This is a genomic window from Marinomonas sp. IMCC 4694, from assembly GCF_008122525.1.
GTDB lineage: Bacteria > Pseudomonadota > Gammaproteobacteria > Pseudomonadales > Marinomonadaceae > Marinomonas.
The window spans coordinates 2,652,456-2,678,796 of sequence record NZ_VSRV01000001.1 but is presented as its reverse complement, the minus strand read 5'-3'; the positions used below and the strand labels follow the sequence as shown (position 1 = coordinate 2,678,796).

The 26,341-nt window shown below is 44.9% G+C and carries 23 protein-coding genes and 2 pseudogenes; 11 read left to right on the top strand and 14 right to left on the bottom strand.

What is annotated here, in order from left to right; all coding sequences use genetic code 11:
• Positions 1 to 184: 184 nt before the first annotated feature.
• The 3 genes and pseudogenes from FXV75_RS12095 to FXV75_RS16720 all read left to right on the top strand — a co-directional run.
• Positions 185 to 388: pseudogene (locus FXV75_RS12095) on the top strand (IS5/IS1182 family transposase); the annotation flags it as partial.
• 215 nt (positions 389 to 603) lie between these two features.
• Positions 604 to 828: pseudogene (locus tag FXV75_RS16440) on the top strand (ATP-binding protein); the annotation flags it as partial.
• Positions 829 to 2,532: 1,704 nt separating this feature from the next.
• Positions 2,533 to 2,835, top strand: coding sequence for a helix-turn-helix domain-containing protein (locus tag FXV75_RS16720; protein ID WP_148833742.1), 303 nt, complete (start codon positions 2,533 to 2,535; stop codon positions 2,833 to 2,835).
• 275 nt (positions 2,836 to 3,110) lie between these two features.
• On the opposite strand, the gene purK is transcribed toward FXV75_RS16720, so the two are convergent.
• From purK to gap, 5 genes are all read right to left on the bottom strand, one after another.
• A complete protein-coding gene (purK, locus tag FXV75_RS12085) occupies positions 3,111 to 4,178 on the bottom strand; it encodes a 5-(carboxyamino)imidazole ribonucleotide synthase (RefSeq protein ID WP_148833740.1) in 1,068 nt (355 codons plus the stop codon).
• Positions 4,179 to 4,181: 3 nt separating this feature from the next.
• Entirely contained in the window at positions 4,182 to 4,673 is a 492-nt protein-coding gene (purE, locus tag FXV75_RS12080) for a 5-(carboxyamino)imidazole ribonucleotide mutase (protein ID WP_148833738.1), read from the bottom strand.
• 211 nt (positions 4,674 to 4,884) lie between these two features.
• Positions 4,885 to 5,355 (bottom strand): methylglyoxal synthase, encoded by a 471-nt coding sequence (locus FXV75_RS12075; protein ID WP_148833736.1) that lies wholly within the window; start codon positions 5,353 to 5,355, stop codon positions 4,885 to 4,887.
• Between the two features lie 6 nt (positions 5,356 to 5,361).
• Positions 5,362 to 6,810: a pyruvate kinase gene (pyk, locus tag FXV75_RS12070; RefSeq protein ID WP_148833734.1), complete on the bottom strand. Its 1,449-nt coding sequence runs from the start codon at positions 6,808 to 6,810 to the stop codon at positions 5,362 to 5,364.
• Positions 6,811 to 6,891: 81 nt separating this feature from the next.
• Positions 6,892 to 7,905, bottom strand: coding sequence for a type I glyceraldehyde-3-phosphate dehydrogenase (gene gap / locus FXV75_RS12065; protein WP_148833732.1), 1,014 nt, complete (start codon positions 7,903 to 7,905; stop codon positions 6,892 to 6,894).
• A gap of 380 nt (positions 7,906 to 8,285) precedes the next feature.
• Between gap and edd the strand changes: the two genes are divergently transcribed.
• Positions 8,286 to 10,100, top strand: coding sequence for a phosphogluconate dehydratase (gene edd, locus FXV75_RS12060; RefSeq protein WP_148833730.1), 1,815 nt, complete (start codon positions 8,286 to 8,288; stop codon positions 10,098 to 10,100).
• A 130-nt stretch (positions 10,101 to 10,230) separates the two neighbouring features.
• On the opposite strand, the gene hexR is transcribed toward edd, so the two are convergent.
• On the bottom strand, positions 10,231 to 11,097 hold the full coding sequence (gene hexR / locus FXV75_RS12055) for a transcriptional regulator HexR (RefSeq protein WP_148833728.1): 867 nt from the start codon (positions 11,095 to 11,097) through the stop codon (positions 10,231 to 10,233).
• Between the two features lie 31 nt (positions 11,098 to 11,128).
• Between hexR and FXV75_RS12050 the strand changes: the two genes are divergently transcribed.
• The 4 genes from FXV75_RS12050 (at position 11,129) to ung (ending at position 14,055) form a co-directional block, all read left to right on the top strand.
• Positions 11,129 to 11,512 (top strand): hypothetical protein, encoded by a 384-nt coding sequence (locus FXV75_RS12050; RefSeq protein ID WP_148833726.1) that lies wholly within the window; start codon positions 11,129 to 11,131, stop codon positions 11,510 to 11,512.
• A 229-nt stretch (positions 11,513 to 11,741) separates the two neighbouring features.
• Entirely contained in the window at positions 11,742 to 12,740 is a 999-nt protein-coding gene (locus FXV75_RS12045; RefSeq protein ID WP_148831283.1) for an IS110 family transposase, read from the top strand.
• A gap of 27 nt (positions 12,741 to 12,767) precedes the next feature.
• A complete protein-coding gene (locus FXV75_RS12040) occupies positions 12,768 to 13,301 on the top strand; it encodes a phosphotransferase family protein (protein ID WP_148833724.1) in 534 nt (177 codons plus the stop codon).
• 16 nt (positions 13,302 to 13,317) lie between these two features.
• Complete coding sequence (ung, locus tag FXV75_RS12035; protein WP_148833722.1) at positions 13,318 to 14,055, top strand: uracil-DNA glycosylase; 738 nt, start codon at positions 13,318 to 13,320, stop codon at positions 14,053 to 14,055.
• Between the two features lie 6 nt (positions 14,056 to 14,061).
• Here the strand turns inward: ung and FXV75_RS12030 are convergent, their stop codons facing one another.
• Positions 14,062 to 15,000, bottom strand: coding sequence for a YgfZ/GcvT domain-containing protein (locus tag FXV75_RS12030; protein WP_187424889.1), 939 nt, complete (start codon positions 14,998 to 15,000; stop codon positions 14,062 to 14,064).
• Positions 15,001 to 15,214: 214 nt separating this feature from the next.
• Between FXV75_RS12030 and xylB the strand changes: the two genes are divergently transcribed.
• Complete coding sequence (xylB, locus tag FXV75_RS12025) at positions 15,215 to 16,720, top strand: xylulokinase (RefSeq protein ID WP_262368543.1); 1,506 nt, start codon at positions 15,215 to 15,217, stop codon at positions 16,718 to 16,720.
• A 106-nt stretch (positions 16,721 to 16,826) separates the two neighbouring features.
• On the opposite strand, the gene FXV75_RS12020 is transcribed toward xylB, so the two are convergent.
• The 6 genes from FXV75_RS12020 to FXV75_RS11995 form a co-directional block, all read right to left on the bottom strand.
• Positions 16,827 to 17,723 (bottom strand): AraC family transcriptional regulator, encoded by an 897-nt coding sequence (locus tag FXV75_RS12020; RefSeq protein WP_148833716.1) that lies wholly within the window; start codon positions 17,721 to 17,723, stop codon positions 16,827 to 16,829.
• 95 nt (positions 17,724 to 17,818) lie between these two features.
• Positions 17,819 to 19,249, bottom strand: a complete 1,431-nt coding sequence (locus tag FXV75_RS12015) for a mannitol dehydrogenase family protein (RefSeq protein ID WP_148833715.1) — start codon at positions 19,247 to 19,249, stop codon at positions 17,819 to 17,821.
• Position 19,250: 1 nt separating this feature from the next.
• On the bottom strand, positions 19,251 to 20,345 hold the full coding sequence (locus FXV75_RS12010; RefSeq protein WP_148833712.1) for an ABC transporter ATP-binding protein: 1,095 nt from the start codon (positions 20,343 to 20,345) through the stop codon (positions 19,251 to 19,253).
• 18 nt (positions 20,346 to 20,363) lie between these two features.
• Positions 20,364 to 21,194, bottom strand: coding sequence for a carbohydrate ABC transporter permease (locus FXV75_RS12005; RefSeq protein WP_148833710.1), 831 nt, complete (start codon positions 21,192 to 21,194; stop codon positions 20,364 to 20,366).
• 10 nt (positions 21,195 to 21,204) lie between these two features.
• A complete protein-coding gene (locus FXV75_RS12000; protein WP_148833708.1) occupies positions 21,205 to 22,065 on the bottom strand; it encodes a carbohydrate ABC transporter permease in 861 nt (286 codons plus the stop codon).
• A 98-nt stretch (positions 22,066 to 22,163) separates the two neighbouring features.
• Positions 22,164 to 23,483: an ABC transporter substrate-binding protein gene (locus FXV75_RS11995; RefSeq protein WP_222863132.1), complete on the bottom strand. Its 1,320-nt coding sequence runs from the start codon at positions 23,481 to 23,483 to the stop codon at positions 22,164 to 22,166.
• A 323-nt stretch (positions 23,484 to 23,806) separates the two neighbouring features.
• On the opposite strand from FXV75_RS11995, the gene FXV75_RS11990 reads away from it, so the two are divergent.
• Complete coding sequence (locus FXV75_RS11990; RefSeq protein WP_148833706.1) at positions 23,807 to 24,082, top strand: succinate dehydrogenase assembly factor 2; 276 nt, start codon at positions 23,807 to 23,809, stop codon at positions 24,080 to 24,082.
• Entirely contained in the window at positions 24,054 to 24,497 is a 444-nt protein-coding gene (locus FXV75_RS11985; RefSeq protein WP_187424888.1) for a hypothetical protein, read from the top strand. The genes FXV75_RS11990 and FXV75_RS11985 overlap by 29 nt, the downstream gene beginning before the upstream one ends.
• A gap of 14 nt (positions 24,498 to 24,511) precedes the next feature.
• Here the strand turns inward: FXV75_RS11985 and nadB are convergent, their stop codons facing one another.
• The gene (gene nadB / locus FXV75_RS11980) at positions 24,512 to 26,110 is read right to left on the bottom strand and encodes an L-aspartate oxidase (protein WP_148833702.1); all 1,599 of its coding nucleotides are present in this window, start codon (positions 26,108 to 26,110) and stop codon (positions 24,512 to 24,514) included.
• Positions 26,111 to 26,341: the final 231 nt, after the last annotated feature.

The following is a 26,341-nucleotide window of genomic DNA, read 5'->3' as shown; positions in this document are numbered from 1 at the left end:
TCTGGTGAGCGAGTTGGGAAGGCTAAATAAAATTTTTTCCGCTGCGTCCATGCAGCAACGGGGTCATCCTGAGAAGCGACAGAGCCTCCGTCCTGAAGGCTAAAGCAAATCCATTTGCTCTCTGTCTGCGTTTAATTTAGGCCAAAAAAAACTCGAATGCAAGTGTTAATAGCGATTTACATCAAGAGGGGGCGAGAAAGAAGGATTTGAACCCGCCGATACGGTGCGTTATCGGGAACGTTCGGGCGCAGAACGAGCCAATGGCCGACTCAAGGACGAGTTCGGAGGTCGACACATCTGGGTACGTGGTGAGGTAAAAGTCATGAGTCACCTGATGTTTGGCATTTTAGTACTGAGTGTCGATCAACTGCTTCGACTGCGGCAATAAATCGCAGAAAGATAAGTCATGTATCGAGGATATTGTGCTTCTGGGGTGGTCACAGAACGAGCCGCTATGATCAAAAAAGAGAGAAAAGCGATGACGACCTAGTCAAAATAGAAAATGCATAGAAACACATGCTTAACTGAGTAAAAAAACAGCCTCTAAAAGGGCGATAAGTTATCCACAAATGGGTTGGCTATTAGTTTTGCAAGATGCTCGGAAGCCAAGTCTTGTTCGAGTTAATTGCGCATCGATATGAAAGAGGAAGCTTATTGATTACGACAAATCAGGCGTTTAATGAGTAGGACAGCATCTTCGGGAATAGCATGATGACGGTCGCAGAAATTGATAGATTAGTCCACCATGCCGATATTTATCAAATAGAAGGGGAAAGTTACCGAAAGAAACACGCTCTAAAATCTAACACTCAGAATCGGCCAAGTTAATTGACGGGAACCGGACAAGGTAGTTGACGCCTTATAGACAGATCATCTCAAGCTTTAAACACGAAGAAGCCCCATACAGCCAGCGCTGTGTGGTTTTTTTATGCCGGAAATTTACCGGTAATGAGTGACTCAAAGAATATTCTGTTCTGCCTTTTACTTGCGCCTGCCTTGAAGCCGACGCTGTCGCAGGCAGAGCAGGCTGTCTGAATCCAGATAGACTTGAAATAGGTCATGTAAAGATGGCAAAAGAAGAGCAGCTAAAGGCGGCTTAATCAAACAAAACTTAGGCAAAAAATAGAATGACAGCCAACGAAGGTAAGACTACAGCGTTGTCAGGTCTGGTGGCGAGTAAGTTGAGAAGGCTAAATAAAATTTTTTCCGCTGCGTCCATGCAGCAACGGGGTCATCCTGAGAAGCGACAGAGCCTCCGTCCTGAAGGCTAAAGCAAATCCGTTTGCTCTCTGTCTGTGATTAATTTAGGTCAAAAAAAGTTCGAATGCAAGTGTTAATAGCGATTTACATCAAGATCGGGTGTTTTAACGACACGGATGGATTTAGCCAACCGCGAAATCGTTCGCCATCCACTCTTAAGAACGCCAGATGTTCAGCTGGTAAAAAGTAGGAGCGAATGCCATTGAAAAACATCGGCCGAGCACGCAAGGGCTCATGTTCCATTTAGATAGGGTGTGCAGTCGAGTGCTAAGCTGTTCTAAGAAGTACTTCCTACAAAGTATGAATCGTCGAGGTAACTGTTGGGGTAATGCTGTTTTTGTACAGTTTAAGCTTTATTAATCAAAAATCGGTTCTTGTTGATCGATATATTGGACTTTACAACTACAAACGCCGAAGTCGACGAGTGATTATGTAACACCGGTTCAAAAGCGAAAAGAATTACAAAAAGTGCTTTAACCCCCTTACTTTGGCATTACACGGCAGGTGCAGGCAACGTAGGATGCTTTGAGCAAACGATTCAAGAAAGTACAGAAAAAACTTAGATTGTATGAGCTTTGATAGGGAGTGAAAAGCGTTGTGGATTCTAGAGAGAGTTGGGAATACTAAATAAAAATTTTTCCGCTGCGTCCATGCAGCAACGTAGTCATCCTGAGAAGCGACAGAGCCTCCGTCCTGAAGGCTAAAGCAAGTCCGTTTGCTCTCTGTCTGTGTTTAATTTAGGTCAAAAAAAGATCAATTACAAGTTTAAATCGTAAAAAAGTGCAAATAATTGGTTTTAAATTATTTGCATGGGTTAGTTCGCTGCCGTAAACCGGCATTTTTCAAGGTAGTTGTCGGTGTGCCCTGAAGTCGGACTCCTAGGATGGGAAACGCCACGCTGGTAGGCGGTGTGTTGCATTCGTAAAGAGCGTTTGTGGTGAGCGTCAAGGGAAACGGTGAGATGAATCTCATAAGGTATGAATAAGAGAGACGAACAAAATTGAACCATCGAAGAAGTGTTGATAATTGCAACCGATACCAAAACCAGAGCCTAGATAATACTCTGGGAGAAGTCTTGCGACAACCTGAACGTTGCTAGGCTACCTTAAAAAATTGGATGAAAAGAAATTCTGTGCCTAAAAATAAAAGCATACTAACCAAAGATAAACGTTCCTTGGATTCAGATAGTAAGTGCATAACTTGAATGGGTAGAATAGGATGGTCAGTTAACTATATGATGCTGTTCACTTTTTCTCCGGCAAGAGATGCAAAATGACATCCTATAATCAACTGACCTATGGCGTAAGATGCCAGATTTACGCCTTAAAGAAAACAGGTATGAGTCAAAATAAGATAGCTCGACAACGGCGAGTCAACCAATCGACCATTAGCCGGGAGCTATTGCGTAACTCAGGACAACGAGGATATCGTTATAAACAAGCCCATGACATGGCGATAGCGCGTCGCTTAAATGCCCCCAAAGCCTCAAGCATCTTATTGAAGAAAAGATTCGAGAGGATTGGAGCCCAGAACAGATATCTGGATGGCTTACTTGTGAAAAGAAACTTCAGGTGAGTCATCAGACTATTTACGAGCCTATATGGGCAGACAAGCGCTGTGGCGGACTATTATTCCAGCATTTTTGAATGTTTGGTGCCGAGAGAAAGGCTTATTTGCACATCATTTAGCGGGTTGGTAAGAGGTTGTGTTACGCACAATATCAGAGACTGAACGTGGAGTTAACCGTATGACGAGTAGAACCAAAAGCTCTACCCGTCAGGTCAGCGAAGCGTCATAACTTGGAAGTTCGTTGGTTTTAGCCACGAGTAGTTCACTGCGCGGTACTATCATTACTTCTGAGGTAAGTTTTTAGATAACCAAGTAAAGGCTTCTGGATAAGGATCTGGTAAATTGAGTGTTGATAAAGCGCTCTGTAATACAGATAAATCATCGCAACAAAAATTCAAGTGTCCTACTTTTCGCCCAGGTCGAACGTCTTTTTTGTACCAGTAAAGTTCTAAACCTTTGATATTCAGCCATTGATAATCGACATCAATACCGATTAAGTTGATCATCATGCTTTGATTTTTTACGTTTGCAGGAGCAAGTGGCATCCCTGTAACGGCTCTGACATGGTTTTCAAACTGGCATACACTTGCACCTGCTTGCGTCCAATGGCCACTATTGTGGACCCTTGGAGCCAGCTCATTAATGAGTAGATCATCACCTATGCGGAAACACTCCATTGCCATCACACCAACGTAGTCTAAAGCGTCCATAAGCTTGCTAAGCATTGCTTCTGCTTTGCTTTGCAAAGGTTTTAGGCGCTCTAAGGGAGAGATGGATGCGTATAAAATGCCATTAATATGGAGATTGAGCGTTAAAGGGTAAAAGTGTGTTTCACCATTTTTTCCTCGAACACCGACTAATGAAACCTCTTCATCAAAATTAATGGCTTGTTCTGCAATCGCTTGGCCTTTCCATTCTTCAGGTATTTCAATGCTTTCAGATTGTTTCAGCCAATATTGACCTTTGCCATCGTAACCACCCCGACGACGTTTCATCAAAACACGCTCACCTAATATCTCATGAGCTTTTGCAGCAGTCGAGTCTGCTTCAACAGAAAACCATGGCGCTGTGGCTAGCTCAAGGCGATCTAGCCATTGTTTCTGTGTGAGACGATCTGCAAGTTGTGGAAAGGTTGCTAAGTTAACAAAGTTACTGTGCGTAGCAAGTTGTTTGGTGGCGACAGTATCAGGCCATTCTTCTCTTTCTGCTGTCACAATGTCAGTTGGTCCTAATGCTAATGTATCCGTTGACTCTATATCGACTGGACGAACATCAACACCAAGTGGCGTTGCAGCTTGCTTTAACATGGCGCCCAGTTGCCCTGCACCTAATACCCATAAAACGGACATGGATTAAGCCTCTCTAGGGTCAGGATTAGCTAAGACAGTTTCTGTCTGATGAGTTCTGAACGCTTCAATTTTTTTGGCAAGTTCTGGATTGGAAATGGCTAGAATTTGACAAGCTAATAAGCCCGCATTGAACGCCCCAGCACTTCCAATAGCGAGTGTTCCGACCGCAACGCCTTTCGGCATTTGAGCGATAGATAATAAACTGTCCATACCGTTTAGTGCTTTGCTTTGTACGGGCACACCTAGCACAGGCAAGCGAGTATGAGCAGCAACCATGCCTGGTAAGTGAGCTGCGCCGCCAGCGCCACCAATAATGACCTTAAAACCTTTGTCTGCAGCACTTTCGGAAAACTCTGCAAGTTTGACTGGGGTTCGGTGAGCGGATACAACTTCGACATGGTAACTTACGCCAAGCGTGTCCATTATTTCAGCGGCGCCTTCCATGGTTGTCCAGTCACTTTTTGATCCCATTATTAGGGCTACATCTGCTTGCAAAACTCTTCTCCTATCAGTGGCGTTCAACGCGGTGCCGAGGGACTTTTACGTTGACTCTAATCAGTAATTTGCCTTGTTTAAACGTGGCCTAACACATTTTCGCATGACAATAATGCCGGCTAATATAGCCGATTTTGAAGAAAACCGCGAGTGTTGAGGGGTGATGAAATACGTAAGTTGAAAGATAGATAGAGGCAAAAGAAAAGAGCGACTAGAGTCGCTCTTGAAGGTATTTTTCATAATCTGGAATTTGCCGATCAAATTCACTTTCGAATAAGGGTGATGATACCAAAAAATTGGCTGAAGAGACGCTGCAGGCGATAGGTATGTTCCATACCGCCGCGACTCTGAGCAGCGCTTTAATGTCAGGGTCGTGAGGCATGGGTTCAAATGGGTCCCAAAAGAATATTAGTACGTCTATTTTACCTTCGGCAATTAATCCCCCTAGCTGTTGATCGCCACCAAGCGGTCCACTGATGAGAGACTGCACGGGCACTTGGAGCTGTTTTTGCATTAAGTTGCCAGTGGTGCCTGTTGCCATCAAATTGTGTTTTATCAGTTTTGTTTTGTGCTTTTCAGCCCACTCTATAAGAGCGGGCTTCATATTGTCGTGGGCGACCAGAGCGACGTTTTTTCGCTCTGGTGTGATGATCGTTTTTTGATGTAACGTTTTGCTCTTCATGAAGATTTACTCCTCAACAGCACCGACTTTCACAATCTTCATCATGTTGGTCGTGCCATAGCTCACCAAGTGGTCGCCTTTCGTCACGATAACAAGATCACCATCTTGGATGAGATCTAATGACTTTACATGGTCAACAAGGCCAGCAACTATGGTGTCGACGTTAAACTCTTGCGAAGAGAACGCGACCGGAGTAACGCCTCGGTATAAGTTCACTTTGTTGAGCGTCGCTTGGTTGGGTGATAATGCATAAATTGGTAGACCAGAACTGATGCGGGACATGAGTAATGGTGTTGTACCAGATTCAGTTAAGCTGATGATCGCTTTCACACCCTCTAAGTGGTTAGCAGCATACATGGCTGACATGGCAATCGTTTCATCTATGCCGGTAAATTGAACGTCGATACGATGTTTAGATCGTTTGATAGCAGGTTGCTTTTCAGCACCCAGGCAAACGCGATTCATCGTTTTAATGACTTCTTCTGGATAAGCACCAGCCGCTGTTTCAGCTGACAGCATGACGGCATCGGTACCATCTAGTACGGCGTTAGCGACGTCGAACACTTCAGCGCGGGTTGGCATGGCGCTGGTGATCATAGTTTCCATCATTTGCGTTGCCGTAATCACAGGGCGATTCAATTGACGGCAGCGTTTGATCATGTGCTTTTGAACGCCAATCAGTTCGGCGTCGCCTATTTCTACGCCTAGGTCGCCACGAGCTACCATAACGGCATCGGATGCTAGGATGATGGCATCCAATGTTTCGTTGTCTGCAACCGCTTCTGCACGTTCTACTTTAGAAACGATGCCAGCTTTCAATCCAGCCGCTTCTGCTAGACCGCGTGCTTCATGAATGTCCGCGGCATTGCGTGGAAACGATACGGCGAGATAATCCGCATTCAGTGCGGCCGCGGTTTTGATGTCTTCTTTATCTTTTTCGGTCAGTGCCGCGGCAGATAAACCACCACCTTGGCGGTTGATACCTTTATTGTTTGATAAAGCGCCACCAACAATAACTTTGGTGATCACTTCTTGACCTTTAACTTCTAATACTTCCAGTACAACGCGACCATCATCTAGCAAAAGAATGTTGCCAGGCTGAGAATCTTTGGCAAGCTGAGGATAGTCAATACCAACTCTCGTTTCGTCACCGTTATTTTTATCAAAACCTACATCTAATACAAAAGTAGCGCCGTCTTTTAGTTCTACTTTGGTGTTTTTGAAGCGTGCGATGCGTATTTTAGGCCCTTGCAAATCACCAAGGATAGCGACATGGCGATTGTTCTTTTTCGCCATAGCGCGTACAACTTCAGCTCGATTGATGTGATCTTCAGGTTGACCATGAGAGAAATTTAGTCGAAATACATTAGCGCCTGCTAAAATTAATTTTTCAATCATTTCTGGTGTGCTGGAAGCGGGGCCTAAAGTGGCAACAATTTTAGTTCTACGAGTCATTTTATTTACCAAAGATTAGAAAGCGTGTAATAGAGTATAAGAGACGACGAAGGCTGCGTCTGCAGCCTTCGTGTATTTTGATTATTTCGCTGACATTAATGCGATTGTATTGTCGAGCATTCGATTAGAGAAGCCCCATTCGTTATCGTACCAGGCCATCACTTTGACTAATTTGCCTTGAACGCGAGTTTGTGTCGCGTCAAAGTTAGATGTAAAGGCATTATGATTGAAGTCGCTAGAAACCAGCGGCTCGTGATTGACGTGCAATACTTGTGCGAGAATTGGATCCGCTTTGATAGCGTCTTCAATGATTTTGTTAATTTCTTCTACTGTCGTTTCACGAGGCGCTAAGAAAGTTAAATCTACTAGCGAAACGTTGATAGTAGGGACACGAACAGAAAGACCGTCAAATTTACCTACAAGAGCTGGAATGACAAGGCCAACCGCAGCGGCGGCCCCCGTTTTACTTGGAATCATGTTCATCGCTGCCGCCCGCGCACGGTATAAATCTTCGTGATAAACGTCGGAAAGGCGCTGATCATTAGTGTAAGCGTGAATGGTGGTCATTAAGCCGCTTTCGATGCCCAGTTTTTCACTGAGTGGTTTAGCAAATGGTGCTAAGCAGTTCGTGGTGCAGGAAGCATTAGAAATTACCGTCATATCGGATGTTAAGATATCTTGGTTTACGCCATAAACTACAGTCGCATCGACTTCTTTACCTGGTGCAGAGATGATGACTTTTTTCGCACCAGCGTGAATGTGTGCGCTGGCTTTTTCTTTTGTTGTAAAGAAGCCGGTGCATTCATAAACAACATCCACATCGAGTTCAGCCCAAGGTAGATCGGCAGGATTACGTTCAGAAAAAGTGCGAATTTTATCTTGGTTAATATACAAAGCTTCGTCGTCAAACGTCACTTCTTCATTGAAGCGACCATGAACAGTATCGTATTTCGTTAAATGGGCATTGGTTTTTGAATCGCCAAGATCATTAATGGCTACAATTTGGATTTGATCACGCTTGCCTGATTCATACAGGGCTCTAAGTGTATTGCGTCCAATGCGTCCATAACCGTTGATAGCTACCTTAATCGTCATACTCACCTCTAACGTTGTGCGAAAATTGTATATTGTTCGAATTCGAACAATATACGTTCAATTATGTTCTTTGACGTAAAAATACTACATAAGTGATTTTTTAAGCAAGAGCTGCTCACAAATCCCCTATGTTTCGATTGCGTTTTGATCACTTTGTGATCTTTTCATCAATATTATACCGATTTGTATGACAAGCGTTAGAAGATATTAGGACTAAAATACGATTTACTGGCCTTTTGTGTAAATAAATTACAAAAAAATGGTTTTCAACGAAGAAAAAACGCTATTTAGAATGAAATAAATTAAAAATGTAGTAATATTACATAAAATATCACATCAGTCTGGTTGTTCAGACAACGGAATTAAAGATGGAGAGAATCATGAATCCGATTGTTGCCAAGGTAACGAACGACATCGTTGAACGAAGCAGAGTGCTGCGTCAGCAATATTTAAAGGATATGCGTAAAGCGCAAGAGCATGGCCCTCATCGCGGGACCTTGTCGTGTGGTAATTTGGCGCATGGTTTTGCGGCATGCCAGCCTCAAGACAAGCAAAAGCTGACGCTTATGGAAGAAGCTAATATTGGTATCGTTTCGTCTTACAATGATATGTTGTCTGCCCATCAGCCTTATGAAAATTACCCTGATCGCATTCGTGCGGCAATTCATGAAATGGGCTCTGTTGCACAATTTGCCGGCGGTGTGCCTGCTATGTGTGATGGCGTAACCCAAGGCCAAGATGGCATGGAGTTGAGCTTGTTCAGCCGAGATAATATTGCTCAAGGCGCTGCCATTGCTTTGTCTCACAATATGTTTGATGCGGCTATTTATTTGGGTATTTGTGACAAAATTGTTCCAGGGTTGCTTATTGCAGCGCTGCGTTTTGGTCATTTACCGGCGCTATTTATTCCGGCAGGCCCAATGCGCTCTGGTATCACTAATGCCGCAAAAGCCGCTGTTCGTCAGCGTTTTGCACAAGGTCAAGCATCACGCGAGGAACTGCTAGAGGCGGAATCCGCGTCTTATCACAGTGCTGGAACCTGCACGTTTTATGGAACAGCGAATTCGAACCAGTTATTGGTCGAGATAATGGGTCTTCAACTTCCAGGCTCTTCGTTTGTGAACCCTGACGATCCATTGCGTAATGCGCTCACGAAGTACGCCTCTCAATTGTCGACTAAAATCACTTCGTTGGGTCGAGATTACCGACCTTTGTACGACATTGTTGATGAACGAAGCATTGTAAACTCCATTGTAGGTTTGTTGGCAACAGGAGGCTCTACTAACCATACGATGCACATCGTGGCTTATGCTCGTGCGGCTGGCATTATTATCACGTGGGATGATTTTGCTGAGCTATCCAAAGCCGTGCCTTCATTGACGAGAATTTACCCTAACGGTCAGGCGGATATTAATCACTTTCATGCGGCGGGTGGTATGGCGTTTTTGGTCAAGCAGTTGTTGAAGGGCGGCTTATTGCATGAAGACGTCAATACCATCGTAGGTAAAGGCTTGACGCATTATACTAAAGAGCCATTTCTTGACGGTGATACCGTGGTTTGGCGTGATGGAACGGATGAAAGCTTGGATATGGAGGTGGTTCGCCCTATTGATAATCCCTTCAGCAAGGAAGGAGGGTTGATGCTGCTCAAAGGCAACCTTGGTCGCTCGGTGATTAAAGTATCCGCGGTGAAAGAGGAAAATCGCATTATCGAAGCGCCGGCGGTGGTGTTTCACTGTCAAAATGCGTTGGCTGAAGCCATTGCCAGTGGTGAGTTGAAACGCGACTGTGTTGCTGTAGTGCGCTTCCAGGGGCCAAAAGCTTTGGGTATGCCTGAGTTGCATAAATTGACACCGTATTTGGTGAATTTACAGGATCAGGGCTACAAGGTAGCACTGGTCACTGATGGTCGTATGTCTGGTGCGTCAGGTAAGGTGCCTGCGGCGATTCATTTGACACCAGAGGCGTTGGCCGGTGGTTTGATCGCTAAAATCCAAGATGGTGATATGGTTCGACTTGATGCGGTTAAAGGCACTTTGTCGGTGCTTATTTCCGACGAGGCGTTGCACAGTCGCGAAGCGGCACAACAAGATTTAACCGACTCTCATCAAGGCATGGGGCGCGAACTGTTTAGTGCACAACGTATTTTAGTGAGCGGCGCTGAGCAAGGGGCGTGCAGTCTATTTAATGATTAAAAGGTTCCTCTGACTTACTGACAATATTTTGTTGGTAATGGTGTTTTTGGGCTTGTTTCAAGCCCTTTTTTTTGCTCAAAAAAAAGCCTGAATGCTCATGGTATCCAGGCTTCAATCGATTAATAATCGATTATTTTTTATCCACTTTTGGCAGTCGAGTGTCCTGTACACTTTGTTTTAGTTTTTTAAGATATGCATTAAACTCAGGGCCACGTTTTAACAAAACGCCGGTTGCTAAAGCATCAATGAGCGTTAAATAGACAATTCGCGAACTCATTGGGGTGTAAATATCGGTATCTTCTGTTTCTTCAATAGGCAGTACAATAGAGCAGTGTTCCGTAAGAGGAGAGTCTGGGTTTGTGATGCCGATGACGGTAGCGCCGGCTTCACGGGCCACACGAGCGGTCTCTATTAATGGCAACGTACGCCCAGTGTATGAAATTATAACAATCGCATCCCCTGGGTGAGAACCCGCTGCTGCCATGCGTTGAACCAGTATGTCGGTATAAGCCACAACCGGCATATTTAAACGGAAGAATTTATGGTGAGCGTCTTTGGCGACAGGACCTGACGCGCCTAAACCATAAAACTCGATACGGCGAGCTTGCGCTAATATATCCACGGCTCGGCTGATGAGCGATTCCGGCAAAATGTCTTGCGCTCTGGTTAGGTTGTTTTTTGCCGCTTCAAAAATTTTTGCGGTGACAGCACCCGGTGCGTCGTCTGGTTCTACGTTTAAATTAACGTAGGGCGTTCCAGTTGCGAGGCTTTGTGCAAGCGACACTTTGAAATCGGGAAAACCGCTGCCAATAAGGCTGCGGCAAAAGCGATTCACTGTTGGCTCGCTCACTTCCGCTCTGGCCGCCAGTTTGGCGATACTGGAGTGAATGGTTGTTTTAGGGTCGGCAAGAATGGCTTCCGCTACTTTTCGTTCGGATTTGCTTAATGTGCTCAGTCGTTCTTGTATCTTACGAATAATGTCTTCGTGTTTATTCATTGATCTGCTTCAACGTTGGCTATTGACTCGGATGGTTAAGCTGTTCATTCTGACAGCCGCTTACTATTCTGGCAATAAAATGATGGTGCTATCTGAATATTTTGTAAAAATGGCAGGAATTTTGCCTGAGCTGTCGCTGATTAAAACCCGTCAAATAAGTGGCGGCTTTTCAAATGCCGTGTATTTGATCTATGTTAATCAAGTACCTCATTGTGTATTAAGAATACCAGCCTTAAATGAAGAGGCTTTTGGTATAAACAGAGCGCATGAAATGCGAGTAATAGAAGCTGCGGCGAAAGCGAGCATTTCACCCAATATTCTTTGGAAAGATGAAAAAGGGGCTTTTGCAGCGGAATTTGTACCGCAGCCTTCGCTTGATTGGGGAGTGTGTCATTGTGATGCCGACCTTGTATGATGATCTTAATGGCTATTGAGGTGTATTCTTTAGTTATTATCGGGAGGCCGTGCCGACCTTGAGGCAGTTTACTGACCTCGTTTGTAGAGTGGCCCCCGCCTCATTTACTCATCTCGAAGAGTATCAAGAAGCACCCAAAGGTGACTTCGTATTACAAGGTTGAGTGGTAAAAAGTACGAGGTCAGGGACCGGTAATTATTATCTAACTAAATTAACGAGTACGCAAACCATGAGTACATTTGTAGGTATTGATATCGCGGCAAAAACCGTTGATCTTGTCGTACGTCAGAATGATAAAAATAGTTCCGTAAAAACGTTTCAACAAACACCTGGCGGTAGAGCAACACTGATCGAATTCTTACAAAAGCATCATCCGAAATTGATCGTAATGGAGGCCACAGGGATCTATTATTTAGATTTAGCCGTTGCCCTTCATGATGCCAAAATATCTATTAGTGTGATTAATCCCAAGAGCTTTAATCACTTTGCTCAGATGAAGTTAGCGCACAGTAAAACAGATAGTATTGACGCTGCCTTGCTGGCGGAATATGCACAACGCATGACACCTGAAAAGTGGACACCTCCTCATAAAGACAAACTAAAATTACGAGATATATCAAGACAAATCAATCGTTTAACAGGTGACTGTACTAAAGCAAAAAACCGCTTACATGCCATGACATCTTATGAAGGAACGTCTTGCGTAGTTATTCTTGATGAGCAAGAGGGTATTGCATCTTTAGAAAATCGTATTCAGCGTTTGCGTACGGCTGCTCTAGAAATGATTAAAAGCGATGCTGAAATAGTGCAGCAATTTAATAATATTCTAGCGGCTAAGGGCATTGGAGAAGTCTCGGCTATTGCCATGCTAGGAGAGCTGATTATTTTACCAGAAACACTTAAGGCCAATCAGGTGAGTCGATACGCTGGTTTAGATGTACGGCTTAACCAATCTGGTAGCAGCCTCAACCGTCCAGGCAGGCTGAGTAAAGCGGGTAACACTTATCTACGCTGTGCGCTATTTATGCCAGCGATGTCAGCTGTTCGTCATGACCCAAACGCAAAGGCGTTTTACCAAGCGTTAATCGCGCGAGGTAAGAAAAAGATCCAAGCTATGTGTGCCGTAATGCGCAAAATGCTGACTGGAGTCTGGGCGTGTTTTAAATCAAACACGCCTTTTGATTCATCAAAATTATTCAGTGAGGAACATAAAAAAGCTTGCGCTTAAACAGAGTATCTACCTAGGTTAGCTGCGGTGATTGCAAAAGCGCATCGTTTGCCAAAGGGACAGCACTCGTATTGTGTGTTTGCCATCATTAACCATTATTTGAGCGAGATTGGTGACCTGGTTGCTGAGCAGAATATTTTAGTGTGCGAATACGCGTATCTGCAACGGCTTTATAAAACGCTTACTCCACCGCCGTTGCTATTGCCTTTAGTGCTGTGTCATAACGATATAAACCCCATGAATACGCTGATGAATCATCATGGCTTATGGTTTATTGATTGGGAATACTCCGGAGTGGGTGATCCTTTGTTTGATCTTGCTGTCGTGGCAAAATCGCATAATTTAACGACAGCACAAACGGCCCTTCTGGTGAACGCCTACTGCCCGAGTTTGCCTGATGATGAGTCTTTTCAGGTTATTGAGGTTTATAAAAAAGCCTACGGCCTTAGAGAAATGGTGTGGCTACTGTTAAAGCACTTGATGACACCGAGCGATACCGAATCGTTACAAGGGTATTTTCAATTTAAAGAAACACCTTCATTAAACCCTTTCTATTCATAGATAAAAGAGGAAAGCGATGGACATTCCCGAGGACTGGAGTGAACACCTAGCTCAAGAGCTTAAAAAAGAGTATATGCTTAGTTTAGACGCATTTTTACGAACGGAAGAATGCAATAAAACTCTCTATCCTGATAAGTCACATTACTTCGCGGCTCTTGAAGCCACACGATTTTCACAGGTGAAAGTCGTGATATTGGGTCAGGATCCTTATCATGGTGCAGGGCAAGCGCACGGTTTGTCTTTTTCGGTGGCGTACGGCGTGAAAGTGCCACCTTCTTTGGTAAATATGTATAAAGAGTTAGAATCCGACTTAGGTATTGCTCCCGCCCAGCATGGTTATTTAATGTCATGGGCTGAGCAGGGTGTGTTGTTGTTAAACAGCGTATTAACAGTCGAAGCGCATCACGCGGGTTCACATCAAAATAAAGGCTGGGAGCGGTTTACTGATACTATTATCGAGGTGATTAATCGTGAACATCAAGGTGTGGTGTTTATGTTGTGGGGCGCCTATGCTCAGAAAAAAGGCCGTCACATTGATCGAGCTAAGCAGTGCGTTTTAGAGACCGTACATCCGTCGCCTTTGTCGGCGTATCGTGGCTTTTTTGGCTGTCGGCATTTCTCAAAAGCGAATGACTATTTGAAGTCCGTTGATAAATCGCCAGTTCAGTGGGCCTTAGCGGCCGTAGAAACCGGCGCCAAGACTTCTAGCACTCAAGCTATGCTTCAAAACGAGCAGATAACGCTGTCTTTTTGAGTTGTGTCACGCGATTGTGCTGGTGGTTTTAGTATTCAATAAATAAGGCAGCTCCAGCAAAGTGATGGCTTGATTATCAAGAAATACCTTGCCTGTGTCACTCGGGTCAGCATTAAGGAGTATCTGGGCAAAATAGCGATCGCCTAGGTGACTGGTAGCGAAGACTTGCCCAATGCTGTTGTCTTCATGATCGACTATGTTTTTGCTACAGTCTAGTGCACCTTGCCAGCTGGCTAACACAAGCTGTTTTTTCGATTTACCCTTGTAGTGCAGACGCGCAACAATTTCCTGCCCCGTATAACACCCTTTAGTGAAGCTAATTCCCCCTGTACTTTGCATATTTAGCCATTGTGGCAGTATGGCTTCGCTTTGTTCTGCATGGATCACAGGACGAGCTGAAAGAATGGACAGCGCCGCCAACTGAGAATTTTGTTCCGCTATGTCATCACTGTCTTTATCAACAATAAGCCACTGCATAGTGAATGGCTGTTGGCATACCACTACGGTAAGCGTGGCTGCCTCAATGCGTGTAAGCAGCGTTTCAGACACGGTGGCGGTTTCTATCGCCAATGATGGAGCCGCCGCGATAATCTTGTTGTATACGGTAAAGTCATTGCTGGCGTCGGTGAGTTGTGTTTTAAAAAACACCGCGTACTTTTTTAAATGCGTTAAGGTTTTGTCGAGCAGATCGTTTGACAGCAGCATAAGTACATCGTCATTGTGCTGGACGAGAAAAAAACTGCTGATAATGCGGCCTTTTATGTTGCAAATAGCCCCATACAAACTCGCTTTCTGGGACAATTTGTTGAGATCACAGGTGAGCTGACCTTGAAGGAACTTTTTCGTGTCAGGTCCTGCGATACGCAGCAGCCCCAGGTGAGGTTGTTTTGCCACACTGTCTTGGTTTTGCTGTGTTGTATTGATAATGTCTTGTAGCCTGGTCATAACCGTTTCCATTCAGTAGATCGAGTGTGAATTTGTTGAGAAGTCTAGCTGATAAACTAACCGTTTTTATTCTCTAATTGTACTAAAAAGGTCAATTAACCGAATTGTATTGACTCGAAAGTCTAATGTTTCGAGTATGTAACATGATGTTTTAAAATGTGCTTAGCATGCCACACACACACACAAATAAAACAAACGACTGTTCGCTAATTAAATGAGTAAAAAAATGTATTTAGGTCTTGATCTTGGAACCTCTGGGTTAAAGGGTGTCGTTATTGACGACAAGGGTAATGTTGTTGCACAGGAGTCATCATCATTAACGGTGAATTCGCCCCATGCTACTTGGTCTGAACAAGATCCCTTGTCGTGGTGGCAAGCCTGTATTGACGTCATTGAACAACTTCAGCAGCGTTTAGATCTGAGTAAATTAAAAGCACTCGGGCTATCGGGACAGATGCACGGTGCCACCTTGTTAGACGCTCAGGGCGAAGTGTTACGACCTTGTATTTTATGGAATGACGGCCGCAGTCAGGCGCAATGTGATGCCTTGATGGCCGAATGCCCAGAACTGCTAGCGCGATCGGGCAATCTTGCCATGCCGGGCTTTACCGCCCCTAAAATCCGCTGGGTACAAGAAAATGAGCCAGATATTTTTGCTCAACTTGCTTTTGTTTTGTTGCCGAAAGATTACCTTGCATATCGATTGACTGGGAGCATGTCCACGGATTGTTCCGATGCCGCAGGAACCTTGTGGCTTAATCCTCAAACTCGTCAATGGGATGATGTGCTGCTGGCTGCGACCGGTTTAACGCAAGCCAATATGCCGCGAGTGTATGAAGGGTGTGAGCCGGTCGGTGTGTTATCACAAGAAGCCGCGCAAGCACTTGGTTTACCTCAGTTGCTGCTGGTAGCGGGTGGAGGGGATAACGCCGCCGGCGCTGTAGGGATGGGAGTGACAAACCCGGGTCAGGGCTTTATTTCATTGGGCACGTCGGGGGTCTATTTTACGGTCAGTGAATCTCACAAGGCTAACCCACAAAATACCGTGCACGCGTTTTGTCATGCGTTGCCCAATCGTTGGCATCAAATGGGCGTTACTTTGAGTGCGGCCAACTCATTGTCTTGGTTTGCAAAGTTGGTGGACAAGTCTGTACCTGAGTTGTTAGACGCATTGGAAGACCTTGAAATACAACGTACAAGTGTGGTGTTTTTGCCTTATTTGAGTGGAGAACGTACCCCGCATAACGATCCGTTAGCGAATGGGCAATTTATTGGCCTGTCTAATAGCACCAGCACTGGGTCAATGACATTGGCAATTTTAGAAGGTGTGGCCTTCTCTTTATTAGATTGTCAGAACGCCTTACTCAGTGCAGGCAGTTCTGTCGATGAGCTGTCCTTAATTGGCGGTGGTGCGCGTTCTGCAATGTGGCGTCAAATTATTGCCAATGTCTTGAATAAACGCCTTATTTACCGAGATGGGGGCGATGTAGGTCCGGGGCTTGGGGCGGCACGTTTAGCCTTATTGGGTGAACAGCAAAGCCAAGGGAAATCGTTGGAATTTTTGATTGCTGATCATTGTTCTATGCCTGACGTTTTGGAGGTTCACGAACCAGAATCCAGCACTCAGGCTTACTATCATGATAAGTACGCATTGTATCAATCGCTTTATCAGGCCACTAAAAGTGTAAACAGTAAGCTCTCTCTGTTATTAGCGTTGTAAAACGTTAGAGACGGGTTCGTATAAACGTGAAAACGCCACCCTTGAATAATCTGATGTGGCGTTTTTTTGTATTAGGGTAAAGGGTGTTATCAGTCTAAGAATACCATTACGACATGGTAGCACGGCCGTCTATATGAATATTGCTCTGAGATCGAAAGTCTCTTGGAGTGACGCCTTTAAGTTCATGAAAGCGACGGTTGAAGTTGGCCACGTTATTGAACCCAACTTGAAAACAAATGGTGGCAATTTGCTGATCTGTTTCTGTTAATAGACTGCAAGCTCGGCTAATGCGCACACGATTAACAAACTCGATAAAACGGTTGCCGGTGGCTTTTTTGAAAAAACGTGAAAAGTGGCTGTCTGACATGCCAATTAAGCTTGCAACGCTTGAAAGGGTAATGTCTTGGCTGTAGTTCTGCGACACGTGATCCACCACAGTGTTGATTTTACGCTGCATTGTTTCGTTGGATTTTAAATCAATCTGTACTGTTGAGAGTAAGCGATAACTGCGGCTCTGGGCCAGTTTTTGGAGGAGAGGAAGGGAGATGATCAGTCGAGAAAGGCCTGTTGAGTCGCGTACTTTTTGAAAAATGTTCACGAGATAATCATGATCCAAACCATAGAATTCAATGCCAGATTTTGCTCTGGCTAACATAGGAAGGATTTCAGCAAGCTCTGGAATGATTTTCATGCCATTCGAGAACGATTCATGATCAAAGCGTATCACCATGTCTCTGAGTTGAACCACTTGTTGATCATTTTGACAAATCCAGTTGTGAGGCAGCCTTGGACCCGTAAGAATTAATTGTCCCGCAGAGTAGTTACCAATGTAATCACCGACAAAAACTTTTCCAGAGGTGGCCACAATAAAGTGAAGCTCATAATCGTCATGAGCATGCCAACGAACAAGGTCGCTAGGGTGGCCATGTTCAAGGTAGCGAATCGTTTCGTTATCTTGGACTATTTCATATTCTGGGGTGATGCGTTTGGCCGTGTTTGGCATAATATTCTCGCTCGATCTGCTTGTATTTTTAATACATACACGTTTAAGAAATTAACGTTTTTTCAGGTTAATTTCTTAAACTAAACCATCCTTATTTAAGCATACTTTGTCATGTTTATTTGAATAGCTTTGGTAAGTTGTGCAATGAACTCTGGAAACTCTGTTGGCACATTACCCCATAAAAAACGATCGGTTGCAAAGGCTTGAATACCCGCTTCATCATTTGTAAACGCGGCCAAAGCGGCTTTGTTTGGTTCATGGTAAGGCGTACCAACTTTGCCCTGATGAGAAAGCTGCATAAAGGCGAACCAGCTAGCAATGCCTTGAATGGTTTTGCTTGGTGTTAGACCTCGTTTATACGCGCCCTCTAAAGTGGGGAAAACAAAGATAGGGAACTTGGCGTAGCCGTCCGTACAGATCCGTTCAACCGTATCGCCTATGTTCGCATTACTGAAACGCTGCGCAATAATATCGAAGTACGCCGGTAAATCGACGACAGACTTTCCAATCGCTGGAATAGAATCTTGCTCGATAAAATCCGTAAAGTACTGTTTCAGTTCTTCATCTCGCATCGCTTCATCGAAATATGTTAGACCTTTCAGTGCTGCTTGATACGTTACGCAGGTATGGCCTGCGTTTAAGATGCGAATCTTGGCCTCTTCAAATGGCACAACGTCTTTCACAAACTGTACACCGACAAGGTCGAGGGGCGGTTTTGCGCCTGCGAAATTATCTTCTACAACCCATTGAATAAAGTCCTCCCCCATGACCGTCATGTTGTCATCTACGCCAAAGCGAGCGCGAACGTCATCAACATGCTGTTGGCTTGGCTTTGGCGTAATACGGTCAACCATGGAGCAAGGGAAAGACACATGTTGAGCTACCCAAGCGGCCAGTTTATTGTCGTGTTTTGCCGCTAAAAATTGCATTAAGCCGGTTTTCAATAACTCGCCATTATGGCGAAGATTGTCGCAGCACAATAGCGTGATCGCACCGTTGGATGTTTCGCTACGCAGCTTTAATCCAGCGTATAAAAAAGCGTACAGTGTGTTTCGAGCGCCTTCAATATCGGCTTTAATGGCGGGATGATCCAACATCAAAGTACGGTTTTCATCCAGATAATAGCCGCCTTCGGTCACGGTTGAGGTAACCAATTGCGTTGTGGCGTGGGCCAGTGCTGCATCCACGTCTTGTGGCGCTTGTGCACCATCGATTTGTTCGATCAAAGAGCGAATGTGTTCGTATCGTGTCGCGCCATCAGCGGCCATGGTTTTTAAAACATATTCGCCTTTTTGCTCAACGAATCGAGCAAAAGCTTGGCTGTCTTGTGGGCGAATATTAACGCCAATAATGCCCCAATTTTGTTGATTGTCGTGGGCCAATAGGCGATCAATATAAACGGCTTGGTGAGCGCGATGAAAGGCGCCTACGCCTAGATGCACTATGCCAGCGTTAATCGCCTCTTTTTGGTAATCTTGAACGCTGAGCTGATCAGCATTTAATGAAGCCTGTAAGTAGTTAGCCATATTATACTTCCTCTGGGATAACGGAAATGACTTGGTTGTTGTCGTTGAATAAAATGATTTCATCGACATCGACTTTAATGTGTACTTCTTGCCCATCCTTTAGTTCTGTGCGCGCACCGGCTTTTACGATAATGGTTTGATCGTTTAGTAACTGAATGTGCGCATAGGCTTCAGAACCCAGATGTTCAACCAATTCGATGCGCCCAGTTAGGTCTCCTTCGGCCTCAACAAGCGACAGATGTTCTGGGCGAATGCCGACAATGGCAGACTCAGGTTGTGCACCTTTTAAGCGTTTGGCTGGAAAGTGAATGGTGTGTCCGAACAAATCAAACACCAACTCGTCTTCTTTATGGGTGATCTTGTCAGCCGGAATTAAGTTCATTTTTGGTGTGCCAATGAACTCGGCAACAAAACGACTGTTTGGTTGACGATACAATTCAAGTGGCGTGCCTACTTGCTCTATTTGGCCAGCGTTTAAGATCACCACGCGATCGGCCAGTGTCATCGCTTCCACTTGGTCATGGGTTACGTAGATCATGGTGGTGCCCAGTTTTTTGTGCAGGCGTGCCAATTCCAAGCGCATTTGCACACGCAGCGCGGCGTCTAGGTTAGAAAGTGGTTCATCAAACAAGAAGACTTTTGGTTGACGCACAATGGCGCGGCCAATGGCCACACGCTGACGTTGACCACCGGATAGTTCTTTTGGTTTGCGTTCCAATAATGGATCAAGTTGCAAGGATGCAGACACAAAGCGGACTTTTTCTTCGATTTCAGCCGCCGGCACTTTTGCAAGACGAAGCGCGAACGATAGGTTATCTGCCACGGTCATGTGCGGGTACAAAGCGTACGATTGAAACACCATGGCCAAGTCGCGTTTTGACGACGCCAGTTCGGTAATGTCGCGGCCGTCTAACTCAATGGTTCCGCCTGTACTGGTTTCAAGGCCCGCAATGGTGCGCAAAAGGGTGGATTTACCACAACCTGATGGTCCAACGAACACCAAAAACTCGCCTTCAGTAATGGATAGGTTAATACCGCGAAGCGCATGGTAGTTGTCGTAGTGTTTTTGTAAATCTGTGATCGTTAAGTATGACATGTGAAAGCTTCCTAATAATTATTTTACAGCGCCGAATGTAAGGCCTTGGACTAATTGTTTTTGACAGAACCAACCGAAAATGACGATCGGTGCGCACGCTAATGTGGAGGCAGCAGACAGCTTGGCCCAGAACAAACCTTCAGGGCTTGAGTAGGATGCTATCATGGCGGTAAGCGGTGCGGCTTCTGACGCGGTTAGGTTAAGAGACCAAAAGGCTTCGTTCCAACACAAAACAATCGATAAAAGAGCGGTCGATGAAATCGCGCCAATGGACAAAGGTAAAACCACTTTAACCACTTCGTCCCATGGTGTTGCGCCATCCATTCTGGCCGCTTCAAGAATCTCTTTTGGTAGATCTTTAAAGTAAGAGAACAGCATCCACACTACGATTGGTAAGTTCATCAAAGTGAAAATAATCACCAAAGCGGTTTTAGAATCCAGTAGCCCGTAATCACGACATAAAATGTAGATAGGCACCAATACGCCTACTGCGGGTAGCATTTTCGTTGAGAGCATCCAGAGCAAAATGTCTTTGGTGCGTTTGCCAGGTGAAAATGCCATGGCGTAAGCAGCTGGTATAGCAATAATTAACGCAAGGATAGTGGCACCAAAAGAAGTAACAACTGAGTTCCATGCGTGATGAATGTAGTCACTGCGTTCTTGTACTATTTCAAAATTCTCAAGCGTCGGTTCGAAGATGAACGTTGGTGGAATCGAAATGGCCTGTAGTTCCGTTTTAAAGGAAGTGACAAACATCCAAAAGATAGGAAAAAAGAGTACTAACGCGACAGTCCATGCGAACAGGCCTGTCAAGATCGTTTTGAGTTTGCGTTGTTGATTAAGAGTCATTGTATTTTCCTCACACCGTCAAGTTTTTGCCAACGGCACGAATTAAGAAAAAGGCCACAATATTGGCAAGCAATACAGCGAATAAACCACCAGCCGATGCTACACCAACATCATATTGAAGCAGTGCTTGATTGTAGATTAAGTACGCTAAGTTGGTGCTGTCGTACCCTGGGCCACCACCGGTAGAGACAAAGATTTCGGCAAACACGGCCAATAGGAAAATGGTTTCGATCATCACCACAACGGCTATTGGGCGCGCTAAGTGAGGAATGGTTAGGTAGCGGAAGATATGAAGCCCAGTTGCGCCATCCATTTGAGCCGCTTCTTTTTGTTCAGTGTCCTGAGACTGTAACGCGGTAACAAAGACCAGAATAGCAAATGGGAGCCATTGCCAGCTGACCATGATAATGACCGACATCAATGGATAAGACGACAGCCAGTCAATGGGCTCAAGCCCCAGCGATTGTGAGATCCAGGCAAAAATACCGTACACTGGATTCATCATCATGTTTTTCCAAATCAAGGCGTTAACCGTAGGCATGATGAAAAAAGGCGAGATCAGTAAGACGCGGACAATGCCCTGCCCAAAAAATGGCTTGTCAATTAAAGCAGACAGTATAACGCCTAAAACAACGGTGATAATTAATACGGACAGTAGGAGAATGAGTGTATTAGCTACCGCCGGTATAAAACCAGGGTCAGTCATGAAGAACTCAAAGTTCATCAAACCAACAAAGTTATTTTGACCAGGATACAATAAGTTATAACGTATTGTAGAAAAGTAAATGGTCATGGACAAAGGTATGATCATCCAAACCAAAAGTAGGATGACAGACGGTGCCATTAATAAGCGAGTGATTGAGCGCTTCATGGTGGTTTTCTCTTATTATAAGCAGGAATGTTCGCCCTGATATGGGCGAATAGGAAATAAGTAATAGGGCGTATGCCCTATTACTTTGTCAGTTAGGGCTAGTAGTAACCCGCTTGACGCATTTGACGATCTGCTGAGGTATTGGCAGATTTCAATGCTTGATCCACAGTCATTGATCCGGCCAGTGCACCTGAAATCATTTGACCAGCCGTTGTACCAATCGCTTGGAACTCAGGAATGGCAGCAAACTGTACACCAACATACGGAGAAGGTTTTAGTGTGCTGTCATTTGGGTTAGCAGAGTTGATGGCTTTTAGCTCCGCTTCAGCGAACACAGCCGCTGCTTGGAACTTAGGATTAGCATAAGTACTTGCACGTGTACCTGTTGGTACAGCGGCCCAACCATTCGTTTTACCGACTAGCTGAATGTACTCTTTAGAGGTTGCCCAACGGACAAACTTTTGTGCTGCATCGCTGTTCTTAGTCGCGGCTGGAATACCAAGCGCCCAAGACCAGAGCCAGTTAGCGCCTTTTTCTGTGACAGAAATGGGAGACTGTGCAAAACCAACTTGGTCTGCTACTTTACTTTGCTTAGGATCGGTTACGAAAGACGCCGCGATAGTGGCGTCAATCCACATACCACACTTGCCTTCGTTGAACAACGCTAAGCTTTCGTTGAAGCTGTTGCTGCTAGAACCTGGAGGGCCGTATTTCGTTAGCAAGTCAACATAGAAGTTAACCGCACTTTTCCATTCCGCTGTTTCTAGCTGTGGTTTCCAGTTTTCATCAAACCAACGTGCGCCAAAAGAGTTTGCCATGGCCGTCATGAATGCCATGTTGTCACCCCAGCCTGCTTTACCACGTAAACAGATACCGTAAATACCTTTGCTTGGGTCATTTACCGCAGCGGCAACATCACGAATGTGTTCCCAGCTATCACGGTCATTGATTTCCATGCCGGCGGCTTTTACAAGATCTTTGCGGTACATCACCATTGAGCTTTCACCATAGAATGGTGAAGCATACATGGTGCCATTGTAAGATAGGCCGCCACGGATAGAAGGGAGAATGTCGTTAGCATCGTAGTCGCCGCTCGTATCAACCGCTTGTAACCAGCCACGTTCGCCCCAAATTGGCGCTTCATACATACCAATCGTCATAACGTCGTAAAGACCACTTTTGTTTGCGATATCTTGAGTAACGTTTTGACGAAGCACACCTTCTTCCAAAGTAACCCATTTTACTTTAATGCCAGGGTTGGCTTTTTCAAATTCAGGTGTCAACTTTTGCATCTCAATCATGTGACCGTTGTTGACCGTTGCTACGGTGATTGTTGATGCTGAAAAGGCAGTACCTGCAGTCATTGCTGCTGCAAGAGATACGGCACAAGTTAGAGTGTTCTTTGTAAGGCGTTTCATAGGTTTTTCCCCAGTTTGGAGTTTCTTTGTTTTTATAGTGGTACCTAATTCTTGATAATGTTTTATCAAGACATCCATAATATAGACTAGCTCATAATTGACCTGTTAATACATAAATAGCTAATAAGTGTACTATTTTGTTTCATTTTTGGTTTATTGATAAAAAATGAGTCAATATAATACTCTTTTGCGTGCTGTTTTTTTGTGCTATGTGTTTGTCAAATAAGGTTTTATGTGATGATTGTCTGTAAATACCTAGATGCTTTTTTCTTTTTTATTGCTTAACTGGCTATAATGCAAACTTCTATCTAAGGGGTAACGTAATGCTTGAAACATCAGAATCCTTGAGCTTTAAACGGTTAAAATGGCAATGTCGCCGTGGCATGTTGGAGTTAGATGTGTTGTTAGAGCCTTTTCTTGATGAGGTGTATTTGACACTAGAAGAAGAAGATAAGCAGCGATTCCACAAGCTGATTGAGTGTGAAGATCAAGACCTTTTTCCTTGGTTTATGCAAAAAGATGTACCGGAAGATGAAAATCTAGCTCGGATCGTTAACATTATCGTGTCTCGTGTTCAGCCTCAAATCGACCGAACTTAGACCCTCGTGGCTTAGTGTCGCGCTGTGGCTTGTTATCGCCGCCACCAGTGCTGCCTTGTTGCAACGTTATTGGATGCCTGCTTTTTGGCGAGTATCGTTATTTCTATGTGCGCTAATGTTTGTTTTGGTGTGGTGTATCCGATGGCGCTGCCAAGTAGGTATAGTCGTTGGTATTGATGAAATGGGCGCTTTTGTGATGAATAAAGGGCAGTGTGAAAGGCTGTGTTTTGTCCGCGCTAATGGGGTTCAATTAATCGCGAAAGAAGACAGAAAGTCCCATTTTCGTGAGTGGTTATGGCCCAAATACTGGGTGATATATCGCGACAATATAGCACAAGAATCCTATTTAATATTGCGATCGTATGCGGCGCAACAAATTTTGCAGCGCCGCAACGATAAAGCAAAAACGCTTTAAATTCAGGTGTTTAATTACTTCTCTGTGAGGGTTGGTGTCAGGATGGTGGGGGAGCTAGAAGCTTGTTTCTCTGGATAATCTAACGTGTAATGCAACCCTCGACTTTCCTTCCGAGACATGGCGGAGCGAATAATAAGGTTAGCCACCATGGCTAGATTTCTCAGCTCCAGTAAGTCATTTGAAATTTTGTAATTTGCATAGAACTCGTCAATTTCTGACAAGAGCAGATCGACACGGTGCTTGGCTCTTAAGAGTCGTTTGTCGGTTCTAACAATGCCGACATAATCCCACATAAAACGGCGAAGTTCTTGCCAGTTATGGGCAATGACCACATCTTCATCTGAGTCGGTTACCTGACTTTCATCCCAGTCAGGGACAGTGATCGTATCGATTTGCGGTGGGTGTTCAGCAATGTGATGTGCCGCAGATCGAGCAAACACAATGCATTCTAATAATGAATTGCTGGCCAGACGATTGGCGCCGTGTAAACCGGTATAGGCCGTTTCACCAATGGCATAAAGATTTTTTACGTCGGTGGCACTGTGACGATCAACCACCACCCCGCCGCAGGTATAGTGCGCCGCAGGCACCACAGGAATCGGGCCTTGAGTCATGTCGTGACCGTATTCTAGGCAGCGTTTATAAATAGTGGGGAAGTGCTCTTTTATAAATTCAGGTTCTTTATGAGAGATATCCAATAACACATGATGGATCCCAAGGCGCTTCATTTCGTGGTCGATGGCGCGGGCGACTATGTCCCTTGGTGCGAGCTCTTCACGTTTATCAAACTTGCCCATGAAGCGGGTACCATCTGGCAGCAAGAGTTTGCCACCTTCGCCACGTACCGCTTCTGAAATTAAAAAGGTCTTGGCTTTCGCATCGTAAAGGCACGTAGGGTGGAACTGATTGAACTCCATGTTCCCTATTCGACAGCCAGCTCGCCACGCCATCGCGATGCCGTCGCCCGAGGCGGTATCTGGGTTGCTGGTATAAAGGTAGACTTTACTACTTCCGCCGCAGGCTAATGAGATGAATCTGCCCTGAAAAACTTCAATGACATCGTCGTCTAAGTTAAGCGCATAGACACCAACGGCTTTGTTCGGTCCATCTAGGCCCAACTTTTTGGTCGTCACTACGTCGATGGCTACCCGGTTTGGGAAAAAATCAATATTAGGATGATTGGTGGCGTTTTTAATGAGGGTTTTAGAAATGGCCAGCCCTGTAGCATCGGCACTGTGAATAATGCGTCGGTGACTGTGCCCACCTTCTTGTGTCAGGTGGTATTCCTCGCTCTCGCCATAGCGTGTAAAAGGCACGCCTTGGTCGATCAGCCAATCGATGCATTCTTTAGAGTGCTCAACGGTAAAGCGTATGGCATCTCTGTCACCCAGTTCTACGCCAGCATCAATGGTGTCATTGATGTGTGAGTCAATGGTGTCTTTGTCTGACAGTACTGCGGCGACACCACCTTGGGCGTACAAGGTTGACCCCTCACGAATATCGGCTTTGGTCAGCATGGCAACGCGATGATGGTTAGCCAGCTCAAGTGCGAGGGTTAGCCCTGCGGCTCCAGCGCCGATAATGACGATGTCGTGGTGATAGTGTCGGCTCATTGTTAAGGCTCATTGTGTCGAGGTAATGGAGGCTAAAAATGAATGTTACTATTCTTGCCTCGAAATAGTGACAACTTTCTGAGGCCAATCTTCGATTTTTCAACCTATTTTACAAACATTGAGGTAAGTTTTTGTTCTTTATTAGAGAGTTTGATGTGAAGCCATGGGAACTCGTTTAAGCGAATGCTGTCTTTTACTTTTAGTAAGTACGGGCGCAGATAAATAAGAATT